Genomic DNA, 16,909 nt, shown 5'->3' with positions numbered 1-16,909 from the left:
TTAGTGTAACAAATTCTAATCATTTGTACTACTCATATGCGAACGTGTATTCTTTACTTGACCACTGATTTCTGCTACGCTAACTTTTTGATAAACAGCCAGGACGCTTAACAAATAGTGTTGTGAAAGTTGTAGACACTGTTTCTCACATTGAAGTGTAAGCAAATTTTGGGCTAATTCAATTTGCTGAATGATTGCTGCAATTTTTTTCATCGCTTCCCTCCTTTTTCCGATAACATTCGAGAGTGCGTGTCTAATTCCTTTCTAACCGACAAAACTAGTGATAATTCGCTATAAGTTGTGTGATTTCGTTTCCTTTTATTAAAATTATTTTGTACTAGTTTCTTTATGGTAAACTAGGTATGTATGATTTTTTCAGAAGAAAGAAGGTGATTCCATGGTCATTCGTTATCCAAATGGCAAGCTATACGTTGGTGAGAAAAAAGAAGCGCCAATGCAGGCAAAAACACCGCCACCTAAAGGGACGAAAAAAGCGGATGTTTCGTACAGTAACCGTGGAAAAAGCTTGGAAGATGATTTAAATGAAACAAACATGTTTTATTTACAGCAAAAATTGGCAAATATACACAAGAAACCTGTTCCCATTCAAATCGTCAAAGTAGATTATCCGGCAAGAAGTGCAGCGGTCATTCGTGAGGCCTATTTCCGAACACCTTCTACGACGGATTACAATGGTGTGTATAATGGCTATTACATTGATTTTGAAGCGAAGGAAACCGATAAAAAAACATCCTTTCCATTAAAAAACATCCATCCACACCAAATGGAACACATGAAATCAGTTCTCCACCAGCGTGGAATAGCATTTTTCATTGTGCGTTTTAGTACGCTTCGCCGGAATTTTGTCGTATCATATAACCTTGTGGCACGATTCTATGACGCGATGGACAGCGGTGGTAGAAAATCGATTCCGTTCACTATTTTTGAAAACGAGGCTATCGAACTTAAGGAAGGCTACTTGCCTCGCCTCGATTATTTAAAAGCAGTGGATGCAATAATCACAGACATCAATGTGTGTGAAAGTGAGGAGAAATAACGTGACAGAAAAAAGAAGAACACGTGAGGAAATTAAACGTGAACGTCAACAACAACAAAAAGCAAAGAAAACAAAAAATAAAACAACTACTGGTAAATGGGTGAAACGTAGCCTCTTAACCATTGTTCTTTTAGGGGTATTGGGCTTAGCAAGTGGCGCGGCACTATTTGGCTACTACGTGAGTAATGCGCCCGAATTAGACGAAGAGCTATTAAAAGATCCAGTATCTTCAGAGTTTTATGATGTGAACGGGGAGTTATTCGCAACAATCGGAGCGCAAACCCGCCAATATGTGAAATATGAAGACATTCCACAGCAAATGATTGATGCGATTACTGCTACAGAAGACGTTCGTTTCTTCGAGCACTTTGGTCTAGATGTTTGGCGTTTAGGTGGCGCGGTCATTGCCAACCTGCGTGACGGTTATGGTGCACAAGGAGCGAGTACAATTACACAGCAAGTTGTGAAAAACTCGTTCTTTACGAATGAAAAGAAACTAGAGCGTAAAGCACAAGAAGCATGGTTAGCGATTCAATTAGAACGTAACTATTCTAAAGAAGAAATTTTTGAAATGTACTTTAATAAAGTATTAATGTCCGGTCGTGTATACGGCTTCGGAACAGCGGCAAAAGAATTTTACGGTAAAGAGTTAAGCGAATTAACTTTAGCAGAGTCTGCTCAATTAGCAGGGATGCCACAAAGTCCAAATAACTTTAACCCATACAAAAAGCCAGATCGCGCAGAAAAGCGTCGTAATATCGTGCTTTCATTAATGGTTCAGCATGGGAAAATTACCGAGGCAAAAGCAAAAGAAGCAAAAGCCGAAGACATTGTAGCTGGGTTAATTCCAGAAGAGCAACGTGTTGCGAATCTTGAAACAAAATACCCTGCATTTTTAGATGTTGCCTTATCAGAGCTTGAAGAAAACGGTGACGGAGATTTACTGGCAGAAGGTATTAAAGTTTACACAACACTTGACCCACAAGCACAAACAATCGTTGAAAATATGATGAACAACGACAGCAACTTCCCAACAGAAAACATTCAGGCAGGGGTTGCAGTACTTGATACACAAACGGGTGAAATTCGCGCAATCGGTGGCGGACGTAACTATACTGGTGAATTTAATTACAACCATGCGTATGATTTACAAACACGTTCACCTGGTTCAACTATCAAACCGTTAATCGACTACGGTCCAGCCATTGAATATTTAAATTGGTCGACAGGTGAAACATTAGTCGATGAGCCAATGAACTATACAGGCTCAAAACAAGTGATTACAAACTGGGATAGCAAGTACTTAGGGGCAATGACAGCGCGTGAAGCACTGTATGCATCTCGTAACATCCCAGCTGTAAAAACATTTAAAGAAGTCGGCGTAGATCGTGCAAAGAAATTTATCGCTAACCTAGGCATTGAAACGGATAATTTAGTAGAATCAGATGCAATCGGTGGAGGTCATGTCACAATGTCTCCAGTTCAAATGGCGGCATCTTATGCGGCATTTGGTAATAACGGGACGTATCATGATGCACACTCGATTACAAAAATCGTGTTCCGTGATGGTAAAACATCAAAATCTTATAAATCTGAACCAACACTTGCGATGAGCGATTACACAGCATATATGGTGACAGACATTTTACGTGATGTCGTAAGTAACAAACGTAACGCCTCTGCCCCACGTGCTGCTGTAGCAGGTGTGGATATCGCAGGGAAAACGGGAACAACCAACTATTCATCAGACGAATTTAGTAAATATAACCTTAAGAGCGGTTCCGTACCGGATAGTTGGTTTGCCGGCTATTCAACGAACTACTCGATTGCAATTTGGGGCGGTTACACGAAGCGTCAAGATGCCATTACAACATGGGATGAGCGTTGGATGCCACAATATTTATTCAAATCAATTATGACAGATTTAAACCAGCACAACCCAGCGTCATCATTTAAACAACCAAATTCGGTTGTATCAGCAGAGATTGTAATCGGATCGAACCCATTACAATTAGCAAGCAGCTACACGCCATCAAATTTACGTAGCACCGAGCTATTCGTAAGAGGAACGCAGCCTTCTCAATATTCAGAGGCGCACGTTCCACAAACACTAGCTGCACCAACAGGCCTTTCCGCTACATTCAATGAAGTGTCGCAACTTGCAGACTTAACTTGGTCACACCCTTCGTTAGCAAACGCTGAGGGAGAAACTACTGACCCTGTCACATACGAAGTGTCAATGGGCGTTGAGGGCGGCGCATCAAGCGTTGTTACAATTACAAGTTCAACAGTGCTTCAAATTCCGGGCATCGAAAAAGGGAAAACATATACCTTTACAGTAACCGCGATTTCTGGAGATTTACGTAGTGATCCTGTATCCGCGACATTATTTGTTGAAGGGGATCCAATCGAAGTAGAACCGATTGAGCCGGTAGATCCGAATGATAATTCGGAAAACCCATCAACTCCAGGTCAACCAGAAAATCCGAGTGACAACGGGAACAACGGGAACAATGGCAATGGAGGTTCGAATAACGGAAATGGTAATGGCAACACCGTTGAACCAGAACCAGAGCCAGAGCCGAATCCAACACCAACAGAACCTACACAACCTACTCCACCACCGACAGAGGATGACTCTATCGATGATGATCGGGAATAAATAACATAAAAAAGGCTAAGCAGCGAGATCAATTCTCCTGCTTAGCCTTTTGTTATTTCAAACGTAGTCGCGCACAACGCTTCTTCGTTTCCTTATATAGCTCATCTAACTGACGATAGCACGCATATTGCGCGGGACGCATTTTAATAAACCCTAAACGCTCCATACCGTTAATTGGCATCAACTCATACTCTGCCGCGGTAGAAAATGCTTGTTCGGTTTCCGCGCTGTCGATTAACAGTTGTTCAAAATGCGTAATCCCTTCTAACATAACCGCTAACGCAGAACCGTCGCGAAGCTCGTGTGCAGCGTGGATTTCCTCACGTAAACGTTCCCACTCAAGAAACCACGCATCCACACGTTCTTTTGAAATCATCTCTTTTTTCACTAAAATCATACGTTCACCAAACCTTTTTTCAAACGCTTTTGACCTTCTCGGCAATCAGAAAGTAACGGACATTTCCCGCAGCCTGGGTTTTGCGCTTTACAATGATAACGCCCAAAGAAAATAATTTGATGATGCGCACGACTCCAGCGCTCAATCGGCGTTTTCTTCATGATTGTTTCTTCCACTTCAAGCACATTATCTTTCCAGCGACATAGCCCTAAACGCTTTGTTACGCGTTCTACATGTGTATCCACGGCCATCGCAGGTACATCAAATGCGACCGATAGCACTACGTTCGCCGTCTTTCGTCCAACACCAGGTAATGTAACGAGTTCCTCACGTGATGCTGGAATCTGGCCATCATACTCCGTTAACACACGCATACATAACAGCTGAATGTTCTTCGCCTTGTTGCGGTATAACCCAATGGAACGAATATCATTTTGTAGCTCTTCTAGTGGCACAGCTAAATAATCGTGCGGTGTTTTATATTTTTGGAATAAATCCTTCGTTACTTTGTTTACCAGTACATCCGTACACTGTGCTGAAAGAAGTGTCGCAATCGTTAATTCAAACGGATTGTCGTGTACTAACTCACAGTGTGCATCTGGATACATGTCGTCCATTGTATCTAAAAATTCAAGCCATTTCGCTTTTGTTAACATGCGCGCTTCTCCCCTCTTATTCGCGTTCTTCTAACCAGTTGTAGAATGGCGCTTTTTTTGTTTGTGGTGCTTGTTGTGGCGGATTGTGTTGCTGACGTTGCACAGGTGGCTGCATCGTGTGCTTACGATACTGCTCACTATGCTGCTCAATTTGTGCCAATGTTTTAATATTTTTCTTTTTCCACTCAATTAAAATACGGTCCACATAACGCAGACTTACCTTACTCGCAAGAACCGCCTCTTTTAGTGCCGCTTTAATCACTTCCGGTGAGTGATGATCAATGTCCATCCACATGCCAATCGTTTCAATTTCAATTGGCGAAAGGAGGCGTCCTAATTCCTGCTCAAACAATTGGAAAATTCTCGCCTCATCGATTTTTTGCGTTTTCACTTGGCTTTGCATTTCCTTTGATTGCAGCAAATCAAGTAGACGTTCCCACAACGGAGAAAGTGAATATTTCTCAACAATACGGCCTGAATCATCTGTACTTTGCGAAATTTCAACATAGCCTTTTTGCATTAAACGCTGCAAGTTTTGACTAATTGCCACCAATTGAAAATTTGTCCGTGCGACTAAATCATTCGGCGTTGGGAAATCCACACCTTCTTGCGCGAACGCAATTAAATGGAGCACGATTAATGCTTCATCATCTTGAATATTCATTTCCGTGTAATGCTTAAAAAATAGCTGTGGTACGGTAATTTGTTTTTGCTCTGTCCAAACGCGGATTCGATTAAATTGATTGTTCATACACTGAATCCCCCTAGTCTATCGTAACGACAAAGCGCCCGGGGATTGGCCGGACGCTTCGTGTATTATTTCATTTATTTTAGCAATGTTTTGACGAGCGCGAATACGCTGTTCGTCTTATGGATACAGACGGTTTAATAAACGTGGGAATGGAATCGTTTCACGGATATGTTCCGTCCCTGAAATCCAAGCCACTGTACGTTCTAAACCAAGACCGAAGCCTGAGTGAGGTACTGAACCTTGTTTACGTAATTCTAAGTACCAAGCATAAGCGTCCATTGAAAGACCGTGTTCTTCTAAACGTGATTTTAATAAATCATAATCATGAATACGCTCAGAACCACCGATAATTTCGCCGTAGCCTTCTGGTGCGATTAAGTCCGCACATAATACAACATCATCACGCTCTGGGTGTGGTTGCATGTAGAATGGCTTGATGCCTACTGGGTAGCATGTAATGAATACAGGCTTGTCGTAGTGATTAGCAATTGCTGTTTCGTGTGGTGCACCGAAGTCATCGCCCCACTGAATATCATCAAAACCTTGTTCGTGTAAGAACTTGATCGCATCATCGTAAGAAATACGTGGGAATGGTGCTTGAATTTGCTCTAATTTAGACGTATCGCGTCCTAAACGCTCTAAATCTAATTTACAGTTTTTCAATACAGATTGCACTAAATGCGACACGTATTGCTCTTGCACTTCTAAGTTTTCTTCAAACTCTACGAATGCCATTTCTGGCTCGATCATCCAAAACTCGATTAAGTGACGACGTGTTTTTGATTTTTCTGCACGGAATGTAGGACCGAATGAGAATACACGGCCTTGTGCCATTGCAGCAGCTTCCATGTATAGCTGACCTGATTGAGATAGGTAAGCATCTTCATCAAAGTATTTAGTTGCGAATAGCTCTGAAGTACCTTCTGGCGCTGAACCCGTTAAAATTGGTGGATCCATTTTTGTGAAGCCGTTTTCGTTAAAGAATTCGTAAGTTGCACGAATAATTTCGTTACGCACTTTCATAACTGCGTGTTGTTTACGAGAACGTAACCAAAGATGACGGTTGTCCATTAAGAACTCTGTACCGTGTTCTTTTGGTGTGATTGGGAAGTCTGTTGCCGCGTGAATTACTTCGATACCTGTTACGTTTAACTCGGCACCGAATGAATTACGCTCATCTACTTTTACTTCACCAATAATGTACATTGACGTTTCTTGCGTCATCCCTTTAGCTACTGCAAATAGTTCTTCGCCTACTTCTTCTTTTACAACAACGCCTTGCGCGAAGCCTGAGCCATCACGTAATTGTAAGAATGCCATTTTACCGCTAGCACGTTTGTTTGCTAACCAAGCACCGATTTTGACTGTTTCACCGATATGCTGAGGCATATCTTTAATCATAATTTTTTTCATAAGATCCTCCAAAACTTAAGCCGCAGCTAAATTAATCTTGCCACTTTGATTTCACAAAGTTTTCGATACGATTTACTGCTTCTTCTAATAATTCTAATGATGTTGCATACGATAAACGCATTGTGGTAGGTGCACCAAAGCCTGAGCCTGGGATTACTGCTACGTTTGCTTCTGTTAATAATGCACTTGCAAAATCATCTACAGATGCGTAACCTGTTTTTGCTGCCGCTTCTGAAACGTCCGGTAATAAGTAGAATGCCCCTTGTGGCTTTAATACTTTGAAACCAGGAATCGCTGCTAATTTCGGGAAAATTGCCTCTAAACGAGATTCAAACGCTTGACGCATCATTTCAACTGCCTCTTGAGAGCCATTATAAGCTTCTACTGTTGCATGTTGAGCTGTCGTTGTTGCATTTGATGTAGAGTGAGACGCTAAGTCCGTCATTGCATTGATGATTGTTTTGTCGCCAGCAGCGTAACCAATACGCCAGCCTGTCATTGAATGCGATTTTGCAACACCGTTGACAACGATTGTACGCGCTTTAACTTCTTCTGAAAGCTGTGCAATTGAATAATGTTCTACTCCATTGTAAACAAGCTTTTCATAAATTTCATCTGAAACGATTAAAATATCTTTTTCTTCTGCTACTGCTGCTAATTCAGCTAACTCTTCTTTTGAGTAAATCATACCAGATGGATTTGAAGGCGAGTTAATAATAACCGCTTTCGTTTTCTCTGTAACCGCATCACGTAACTGAGCAGCTGTAATTTTGTAGCCTTGCTCTGCTGTACCTTCTACATGAACTGGTACACCGCCCGCTAACTTCACTTGCTCTGGGTAAGACACCCAGTATGGAATTGGGATGATTACTTCATCGCCCTCATCTAAAATCACTTGGAACAATGTATACAGTACATGCTTTGCACCAACACCAACTAAAATTTCATTTGCTTGATATGTAAGGTTGTTGTCGCGCGCCAACTTATCAATGATTGCTTTCTTTAATACCGGTAAACCACCTGCTGGCGTATACTTTGTAAGACCTGCATCCATTGACTTTTTAGCGGCATTTAAAATGTTTTCTGGTGTGTTGAAGTCTGGTTCGCCAGCTCCAAGACCGATCACATCAATCCCTTGCTCTTTCAGCTCTTTCGCTTTAGCTGTAATCGCTAAAGTTGTTGATGGTGTTAATGTTTTTACACGGTTTGCTAACAATTGTTTCATGGTCATTTCTCCTCTACAAATTCAATATGCGTTTCCACCATTGTCCGTCCTCATGCATTAAGTAGACATAATTCAAGCTACCCGATGTCGAAATGTACGTAATTTCCCATACGGCACCGGCTTGCTCAAAGCCTAATTTTGTATGAAGAATTTCTTTTACAGCAGTTTCATTACGGAAGCGCTCTAATGCATCTTCTTTTGTAATGCCCTCTGCTAAAAATACTTCCTGCATTGAATTCTCATCTAAACTCATCGGGACAAAAATTGCTTTTTCTTTACCGTATTCATCTACGCCAAAGACCGTTACATACGGCTTATTGCCGTTATATACGTAAGAATCCTCAACGACAGCAAGTGCCTTCGTATCAAGAGCAAATGCCTCCGCTTTTTGCTCGATGTCAGAAAACGGTGCATTTGCTTTCCACACTACTAACACGGTAATCACAAGTGACAAAGATAAAATAAAGACAACCGAAAAGATAATCCAGTTTTTCATGACTGCACCTTACATTTCAATTGATTTTGTCGTACAGAAAAACGTTCTGTACATTGTAGATGGTTTTGTTTCATAATTGTCGCCCTGCTTTCCTTCCTCATCATCTTTCATTATACCAATTTCCAAGCTGTTGTACCATACTGTGAAGTGGCAGTTTTTGTATTGATATTGGCGGTAATGACTCGATAAACTGCTCACCATACGATTTTGTTTCAATCCGGCGATCGAGCACAATAAATGCTCCCCGATCTTGGCTCGAGCGAATTAAGCGACCAAAGCCTTGTTTAAATCTCAGTACCGCTTCAGGTAAGGCAAGTTCCGCAAATGCGTTCATGCCTTGTTTTTGTAAATGCTCCGAACGTGCCTTAAACGATGGCTCTTCTGGTGCGGAAAACGGTAAGCGCACAACAATAACCGTTGCTAGCCCGTCGCCAGGTACATCCACACCTTCCCAGAAACTATTCGTCCCAAATAACACAGAATGGTTAAACTTCTGGAAGGACTTTAATAGGCGCATACGGCTACCGCCTGTCACACCTTGTGCAAACAGCATATACTCGCTTAACAATTCACTTTCATTAATTAAATCCACCGTTTGACGCAGCATTTCTTGTGATGTAAACAACACAAAAGAGCGTCCCTCAGTCATACGAACGGCATGGGTAATCGCATTTGCCACCTCTTCAATATAATCCGACTGTGAAACCGTTTGAATATCTGGCATATCCTCGACAATATATACTTGTGCTCCAGCATAATAGCTTGGATCCGCTTGTAATTTTTCAATAGCTATAGACGCGTCTATCCCTAATTGGTTCGTAATAAAGCGTTCATTATTTGGAACCGTTAACGTTCCCGATGTCCAAATAACCGCATTTTTTTCACGAATTGGCGCGAATAATTTCCCAATCATTTCGGTCACATCAACAGGCTTTTTAAACAGTTGAATACTGCCTGGTAAGCTCCGTTTATCTAGCTCTAGCCAGCACGAATAATGATCCTCATGACGCAAGAACACATCATCCCACTCTGATAATTTAATTGTAAATTCGTCCATCCAGTACTGCCATTGCTCTAGTAAATAGTGATGTTCCGGCGCTAGTTCATTGACGTCATGTAAAAACTGCGCATGGAGTGATTTCGCTGCATCGAGCCACTGCTGAACCAGTGACGCGACTTTTTCAAAAGCCTCTTGTGGCAATGCTAATTCCGTTAAAAACAATGACATTTTCTGCTGCTTCATCGCATTTTTCGGATGCTTTTTCACATCGTTATAAAGGAGTGCGATTGCTTCATCAAAACCTTGCACCATCTGTTTAAATCGCTTTTCTACTTGCTTCAGCGTTTGCTGGTTTGTTATATGCTTTTTATAAGCCACTTTACATAATTTATAGTAGAGTCCCTCGTCTTCATAATTGCCAATTTGGCCAAATAAATACTTCCAGTTCGTATAAGAGAAGATTTTTTCGTCCTGATTAATAGCCGCTTGAATAAATTGATGTGCTTCATCAATGATAAAACCACCAAACGAGTTGAAAATTTGCTCATGGCGCACTAAATCACTTAGTAGCATCGCATGATTTGTCACAACAATGTCCGCCTGTCTGCTATTTTGAATAGCACGTGAATAAAAATCATACAAGGGCATTGTCGTTTTTGGTAGCGCGGTTTTACGAATTTTATCAAGTAATAATTGACCCCCACCGGACACATTAAGCTCGTTTAAATCACCTGTTTCCGTTTTCGCAACCCAAATCAGCGTTTGTAGTATTGTAAAGGTTTCATCATAGGATTCGTCGAGTGATTTTAGCTGTTTTTCAAACTTTTCCAAATCGACATAGTGATTCATCCCTTTAAGTAACGCAACTTTAATCCGTTGGCCGAGCATTTGCTCTAAAACCGGAATTTCATTTTGTAGCAGCTGGTCCAGTAAGTGTGACGTATACGTACTAATCCCAATTTTTTGATTGGTTTGTTTCGCATAGAAAATCGCCGGCACTAAATAACCAAGCGTTTTACCGATGCCTGTTGACGCTTCAATGACATGTTCCTCTTTGGCATTTAGCTTTTCATAAATGCTGTCCATCATCTTAAATTGCTGTGGACGTACCTCAAAATTCGGGATTGCCTTTTGTAATAATAACAGCTTATCGTCCGTTGTTTGTGGGTACGGCACTATCTCATCACCATTTTTAGGAGTTGGCGCCATTTTGCGAATCGCTAATTTATTGAAAAATACATGGTCGATGTCAATTGATATTTTTGAGCGCTTCAACACAAGTGCATCAAAAAAGAGTTGGGCTAAATTCGAACGCAAGCGAAATGAACGTTTATGCAATTGCTCCAGTGTGACAAGCGGTAATGTTAAAAGCTCTTCCCAGCAACTTTTCAGTAAATAGGCCGTCGCAAGTGCATCATCATCCGCACGGTGCGCACTTTCAAGTGGAATCTTTAAATCACTCGCTAAATCACCTAGCTTATAGCTCAATGACATGGGGAATAAAATTTTCGCGAGTTCCACCGTGTCCATTTTTTTGCCGTGCCATTTCGATAATCCCGCACGTGTAAATTCTGCTTGTAAAAATGCCAAGTCAAAATCGGTATTATGCGCGACAAATACCGTATCTTGCAACAGCTCATAAATATAATCTGCATACGCTTCAAATGGCAGGGCGTCTTTTACATCGTCATCAGTAATATTCGTTAAATCTTGAATAAATAAAGGAATCTTTTTTCCTGGATGAATAAATTTCGTATAGGTTTTCACGACTTGCCAATCTTGCATGATGACAATCGCGATTTGAATCATGCGATCGCCATTTGCCGGTGAATGCCCGGTCGTCTCGATATCGACAATGGCATATTTTTGACTTTCATTCATAATTTTTCAACTCACAGTTCAAGTAATATAACGGCATTTTATCATAACTACGTAGAAAAGGTCATGTAAACGAAAAAAAACCTAGTACCGCATGAATGCAAGCACTAGGTTAATGATTATTATGTAAGGGTGTGCAGGGGCTCATCTCCCTGCACATTCAAAAGTCTCCCAGCGAATCCGTGCTGTTGGATGGAGTCTTTTGTTTGTGAAGACTAAATCTTCACTGAGGTTTTTGGCACCTATTTATTAGAATACCTGATTCCCCGCCTAATTTCAAGTACTATTTTTTAAGAGTGATAATGATCACGTTCACCGAAAATACCTTTTAACATTGGCGGTGTCACTAATGTTGTAACAATAATTACGATAACCATTGGTGTGTAGTCTTCTGCTGGAAGTAATCCACTTGAAAGACCCATCGCCGCTAAAATTAATGCTACCTCACCACGAGATACCATCCCTGAACCGATACCGGCTGATGATCGCCAGTTGAAGCCAGCAAGCTTTGCACCTAAACCAGAACCAATTAGTTTAGAGAAAATCGCAACGATTGAGAAGATGACTAAGAACCAAATATTTTCCGTAATGCCATCAAACGTAACTGATAATCCAATACTTACAAAGAAGAACGGTACGAATAAGCTACTCGCAAGTGGCTCAACTTTATGTTCAACCGTTTCTTTAAACTCTGTACGTCCAATCGCAATCCCCATAAAGAACGCCCCGATAATTGTTGCAATCCCGAAATAATGTTCACCGACATAAGCCATCGCAAAACATGCCACTAGCGCACCACTAAGCAGTGCCTCTGTTACTTTTAAACGGCTAAACATTTTTAAGAATGGCGGAATGACATATTTCGCTACTACAAATAGTAAGACGAAGAAGAATACTTTCCCCCCGATTAATGCCGGAATCGATACATCATCGCCAATTAGGAAGCTCATCGCAATAGCCAGCATTACAACGACGATAATGTCATCTAATACAGCAGCCCCTAGTAAAACAGAGCCCTCTTTACTTTTTAACCATCCAATTTCATTTAACGTTTGCACCGAAATACTAACCGATGTCGCAGCAAGCGTTAACCCGACGAAAATGGCTTGCCCTTGAGATAAACCGAATGCTAGTGCAAGTGGATAACTCATCGCAATCGGTAAAATAACACCACCGATGGCAACAAAGATGGCCCCTTTCATATTCGCATTTAACTCTTCTAAATCCGTTTCTAACCCCGCTAAAAACATCAGTAAGATTACACCGATTTGACTGAATGCTTGCATGACGTCGCTATCCGTAACCCAACCAAGCATCGCAGGACCAATAATAATCCCGATTAAAATTTTCCCAAGTACGGACGGTTGCCCTAGTCGAACAGACAAATGTCCCGCTAGTTTTGTTGCTATTAATACAATAACAATTTGGAAAATAAACACGCAAAACCCCCCTTTTGTAAACCATACAAAAAGGCATGGCGGTGCCAGAAATTGACTGACTCCACCATGCCTTGCGTTTGTATATGAATATACTTATTTTAACGAACTAAGTCGTAACTTGCAATGATTTTCTTTCATTATCTGAAAATTCTTTTCTTTCATTAAAAGAAACCTGGTAAAACTTCACGCTGAAAATGCGCATTTTTACGCAGCCATACATTTAGAACTTTACGATGTGTTAATAGCTTTCGGCGTGAGCTATGTCGACGCTGTGCCTCTTGTAAGCTTTCAAGTAAAATACGTGTTTCTGGTAAGCAATCGATTGGATCCGCGCTCACCTTCAATGTGGAACTGATTAAATTTTGCTTTTGCAACAATGCTAAGATTTTCGCAAACGCTTGCCCCATCCCAATATAATCTTCTTCTATATTAAAATCGATACAAGTAAAGAGTGTTTGCTCCACTTCTTTTTCAACAAATTCCAACATTTCTTGTTCCATAAGTCACCTCATGTAGCTATTTGTAACTTACAGTATAGCAACAAATAATCGGTTTTAAAGAAATATGCAATCCCCTCAACTTTTTGCACAAAAAAATGTGCTCTATTAACTTGAACACATTTTCTAACCCTTATGCGTGAATGGCTTTACCAAATACAGAACGTGCCGCATCGCCAACATGCTCACTGACTGTTGGATGCGGGAAAATCATTCGCGCTAAATCTTTTACCGAGCCGCCTAGTACTTTAGCTGCAAGCATGGAATTAATCATTTCTGTTGCGCCGTCACCAACCACACAGGCACCATAAATATCGCCTTCAGGACTTGCGACAAACTTCATAAAGCCTTGCGTATTGCCTTCAAGCAACGCCTTTGGATTTGTCGGTAAATACATTTTCGTCACAATCGAATCGGCCGGTGCTTCATGCTCAAGCATACCGAACGTTGCAATTTCCGGATGCGTATACACACAGCGTGGAATTTCCTGCTGATTAATGACCTTTGGATGCTTTCCTAAAATGTAATCCACCGCATGCACACCCTCTGCACTTGCTGAGTGAGCTAATTGGAAGCCACCGACTAAATCACCAATCGCAAAAATACCCGGAATGCTTGTTTCGTAGTGATTGTTCACTTTAATTAAGCGACCATCCATGTCCATTTCAAGCGCTTCGGCAATTTGTGTATTCGGGCGACGTCCTGTGGCGAATAATAAGTTTTCATAAGGAAAATTACCAATTGACGTTTGAATATACTGTGCATGAATTTCTTCGAATGTAAATTCTGTGATTAATTCAATGCCCAGTGCCTTCATCTTATCTTTAATAATTGGACGTGCATCCGGCTCTTCTGTTTGCAAAATATCCTTGCTATGGTTTAATACCGTTACCTGCGTACCCATTGGCGCTAAGGCAAAGGCCATTTCAATTGCGATAACCCCGCCGCCGATAATTGTCAGCTGTTTTGGAAGCTCTTGAATGCCAAAGAAAGTATCCGTTGTATGATAATTTGCTGATTCAATCCCTTTAAACGGGGGAACAAACGGACGGCTACCTGTTGCTAAAATAACATTCGTTGCTGTAAAAGCCTCATTTTCAATGATCACTTTTCGCTCAGCCGTTACCGTTGCGTCACCACGGAACATCGTAATTTGTGCGTTTTCAATAAATGTTTCAATATTTGTTATTAGCTCTTGTACGACGTTATCTTTGCGTTGCATTAATTTGGGGAAATCAATATTGATCGTTGGTACCGTTACGCCCCAGTCCGTCCCGCGGCGAATTTCCTGTACGAGCTTACTATGCTCTAACATAATTTTTGATGGGATACAGCCCACGTTATAGCATGCACCACCTACTTTATCGCGTTCTATCAGTGCTACTTTTAAGCCACTTTTTGCTGCATGAATCGCCGCAACATAGCCACCCGGGCCAGCACCAATTACTGCTAAATCAAAATTTTCCATTTTTTCACCTCGTTTTTCACATTAACATCACAAAATTTGGAATGCAACTGAACTTGACCTTTTTACGTATCAATCTTTACAAATAAGCTGAATTTATACAAAAAGATCCTAACAGAATTAGAATTCCCCAACACCCCCTATTAGTAAACTATTACGAGGAGTCCATAAAATCGAGTAGGAGGGAGTGATTAACTCCCGACCTCTCACACCACCGTACGTACGGATCCGTATACGGCGGTTCAATTAAGATGAATAACGCAAAGTTTCGTAACGAACTTGCAGACTTTTCAGCCCTTGGCTTTCCCAATAGGAATTGCCGAGGGTTCTGTGTAATATGGGGCTATTTGAAATGCGCCAGTACCCTTTTCGGGTATTTCCCCACTCGTATGCTTTCCCGTAAGGTACTTTTAGACGAATGAGATTTCTGACTCTTGTTCGGGGGTTCTTCCAATTCTTCCACAAACACATACGTAATCTTCGTTTAATCCAGCCATCTAATGCTTTAAATATGGAGTACGTATCCGCTAGAGCGAAGTAGCCACACCAACCTATCAGATATTGATTCAACTTTTCGATTCTGTATTCGATGGAATAAGGCATCTTTCTTGAGGTAATTTCTCGTATTTTCTTCTTCATTCGTATGAGGCTTGATTTCGCAATGCGAACTTTCGGTTCTTTATGATGTGTAAAACTGAAGCCTAGGAATTTACGGTTCCACGGACGGTCTACCGCTGATTTCTTTTCATTTACTTTCAGGCGAAGTTTTCCTTCGATAAATCGCTGTACACTTGCCATTACCCGTATTCCTGCACGCTCTGTTTTCACATAAATATTACAGTCATCTGCGTATCGAACGAATTTATGTCCACGTTTCTCTAATTCTTTATCGAGTTCGTCTAAGACGATATTAGAAAGTAAAGGACTTAAAGGACCACCTTGAGGTGTCCCTTCTTCTGTACTTGAAACTACTCCATTTATCATGACACCCGCTTGGAGGTATTTACGAATCAGTATTAATAATGGTTTATCTGAAATTCGTTTTGCTAATGTTGCCATTAGACGGTCATGGTTGACCTTATCAAAGAATTTCTCCAAATCCATATCAATCACCCATCGATAGCCCTCTTTTAAATAGCCTTTCGCTTTTCTGACCGCATCATGAGCGCTTCGATTTGGACGAAAGCCATAACTGTGGTCTGAAAATGTTGGGTCATATTCTTTTGATAAAATCTGCGAGATGGCTTGTTGAATCAAACGGTCTGTCACGGTTGGTATTCCTAATAAGCGCACACCGCCATCTGGTTTCGGGATTTCGACACGACGGACTGGCTGCGGTTCATAGGTACCATCTAAAATCTGCGATTTAATCGTATGCCAATTTTCGAGGATGTGCTGTCGTACGGTTTGTACGGGCATCATGTCTACTCCGTGGCTTCCTTTATTCGCTTCTACTCGCTTTAATGCTTGTATCATGTTTTGTCGCTCCAAAATTTGATTCAACATCACCATTTCGTTCCTTTCCGTGAATAGCTGTTCTTCTTTTACCCAACTGGACTACACCCTCCGCAAATACCCTCGTGGAATTCACCACTACTTTCTAAGCGTGAGGTTTCTACTGTTTTCTGTGTTCGTTCATCCTAATTGGAAAGCCAAGGGCTATTCTCTCCTAATTGTTCAGTCCTTCCAAGTAATTCTAGACTTACTTGTACTATGACCTCTGCTGACTTCTGACAGTTCAGCTACTTGTCACCAAGTAGGTTATGAAGGGTACTTCACATTACTGTCAGACCTCCCCGGGTAAGCGCATGCACTTTCACACCATCTATCCGCCTCATTTACTTGATATGACCTTCGACAGAAGGGACTTTATCTTGTCTTGCAGATTCATCCAATCATACCTAGCCTTCTATGAGATTCGTGTTCCTCGGACCGGTGTTTTGCCGCCAGCTTCCTTCAGATTCCGCGTCGCC

General features: G+C 41.3%; 14 protein-coding genes. 2 read left to right on the top strand and 12 right to left on the bottom strand.

From position 1 onward, the window contains the following. Window positions 1-15: 15 nt before the first annotated feature. A complete protein-coding gene (locus NSQ62_RS06155; protein ID WP_341323052.1) occupies window positions 16-213 on the bottom strand; it encodes a molecular chaperone in 198 nt (65 codons plus the stop codon). Window positions 214-397: 184 nt separating this feature from the next. Here NSQ62_RS06155 and recU point away from each other — a divergent pair, with 184 nt between their 5' ends. Continuing rightward, window positions 398-1,057 (top strand): Holliday junction resolvase RecU, encoded by a 660-nt coding sequence (gene recU / locus NSQ62_RS06150; protein WP_341323051.1) that lies wholly within the window; start codon window positions 398-400, stop codon window positions 1,055-1,057. A gap of 1 nt (window position 1,058) precedes the next feature. After that, a complete protein-coding gene (locus NSQ62_RS06145; RefSeq protein WP_341323050.1) occupies window positions 1,059-3,719 on the top strand; it encodes a PBP1A family penicillin-binding protein in 2,661 nt (886 codons plus the stop codon). A gap of 52 nt (window positions 3,720-3,771) precedes the next feature. Here NSQ62_RS06145 and NSQ62_RS06140 read toward each other — a convergent pair whose 3' ends face one another. From NSQ62_RS06140 to ltrA, 11 genes are all read right to left on the bottom strand, one after another. After that, on the bottom strand, window positions 3,772-4,116 hold the full coding sequence (locus tag NSQ62_RS06140; protein WP_341323049.1) for a YpoC family protein: 345 nt from the start codon (window positions 4,114-4,116) through the stop codon (window positions 3,772-3,774). Beyond that, window positions 4,113-4,772 (bottom strand): endonuclease III, encoded by a 660-nt coding sequence (gene nth / locus NSQ62_RS06135; protein WP_341323048.1) that lies wholly within the window; start codon window positions 4,770-4,772, stop codon window positions 4,113-4,115. Before nth ends, NSQ62_RS06140 begins: the two co-directional genes overlap by 4 nt. A gap of 16 nt (window positions 4,773-4,788) precedes the next feature. Next, a complete protein-coding gene (locus NSQ62_RS06130; protein WP_341323047.1) occupies window positions 4,789-5,523 on the bottom strand; it encodes a DnaD domain-containing protein in 735 nt (244 codons plus the stop codon). Window positions 5,524-5,640: 117 nt separating this feature from the next. After that, a complete protein-coding gene (asnS, locus tag NSQ62_RS06125) occupies window positions 5,641-6,936 on the bottom strand; it encodes an asparagine--tRNA ligase (protein WP_341323046.1) in 1,296 nt (431 codons plus the stop codon). Window positions 6,937-6,967: 31 nt separating this feature from the next. Beyond that, window positions 6,968-8,161 carry a pyridoxal phosphate-dependent aminotransferase gene (locus NSQ62_RS06120; protein WP_341323045.1) on the bottom strand — a complete coding sequence of 398 codons (1,194 nt, stop codon included), beginning with the start codon at window positions 8,159-8,161 and terminating at the stop codon, window positions 6,968-6,970. 13 nt (window positions 8,162-8,174) lie between these two features. Continuing rightward, window positions 8,175-8,657 (bottom strand): DUF5590 domain-containing protein, encoded by a 483-nt coding sequence (locus NSQ62_RS06115; RefSeq protein ID WP_341323044.1) that lies wholly within the window; start codon window positions 8,655-8,657, stop codon window positions 8,175-8,177. Window positions 8,658-8,757: 100 nt separating this feature from the next. After that, window positions 8,758-11,538 carry an ATP-dependent DNA helicase DinG gene (gene dinG / locus NSQ62_RS06110; protein WP_341323043.1) on the bottom strand — a complete coding sequence of 927 codons (2,781 nt, stop codon included), beginning with the start codon at window positions 11,536-11,538 and terminating at the stop codon, window positions 8,758-8,760. 287 nt (window positions 11,539-11,825) lie between these two features. Beyond that, complete coding sequence (locus tag NSQ62_RS06105) at window positions 11,826-12,974, bottom strand: cation:proton antiporter (protein WP_341323042.1); 1,149 nt, start codon at window positions 12,972-12,974, stop codon at window positions 11,826-11,828. Between the two features lie 161 nt (window positions 12,975-13,135). Next, window positions 13,136-13,474 carry a transketolase gene (locus tag NSQ62_RS06100; protein ID WP_341323041.1) on the bottom strand — a complete coding sequence of 113 codons (339 nt, stop codon included), beginning with the start codon at window positions 13,472-13,474 and terminating at the stop codon, window positions 13,136-13,138. A gap of 130 nt (window positions 13,475-13,604) precedes the next feature. Next, complete coding sequence (gene lpdA / locus NSQ62_RS06095) at window positions 13,605-14,939, bottom strand: dihydrolipoyl dehydrogenase (RefSeq protein ID WP_341323040.1); 1,335 nt, start codon at window positions 14,937-14,939, stop codon at window positions 13,605-13,607. A 243-nt stretch (window positions 14,940-15,182) separates the two neighbouring features. Then, window positions 15,183-16,445: a group II intron reverse transcriptase/maturase gene (gene ltrA / locus NSQ62_RS06090; RefSeq protein ID WP_341323894.1), complete on the bottom strand. Its 1,263-nt coding sequence runs from the start codon at window positions 16,443-16,445 to the stop codon at window positions 15,183-15,185. Window positions 16,446-16,909: the final 464 nt, after the last annotated feature.

The sequence above is a fragment of the Solibacillus sp. FSL H8-0523 genome (genome assembly GCF_038051985.1).
GTDB lineage: Bacteria > Bacillota > Bacilli > Bacillales_A > Planococcaceae > Solibacillus.
The sequence above is the reverse complement of the archived record's forward strand: the minus strand, read 5'-3'. Positions and strand labels throughout refer to the sequence as shown.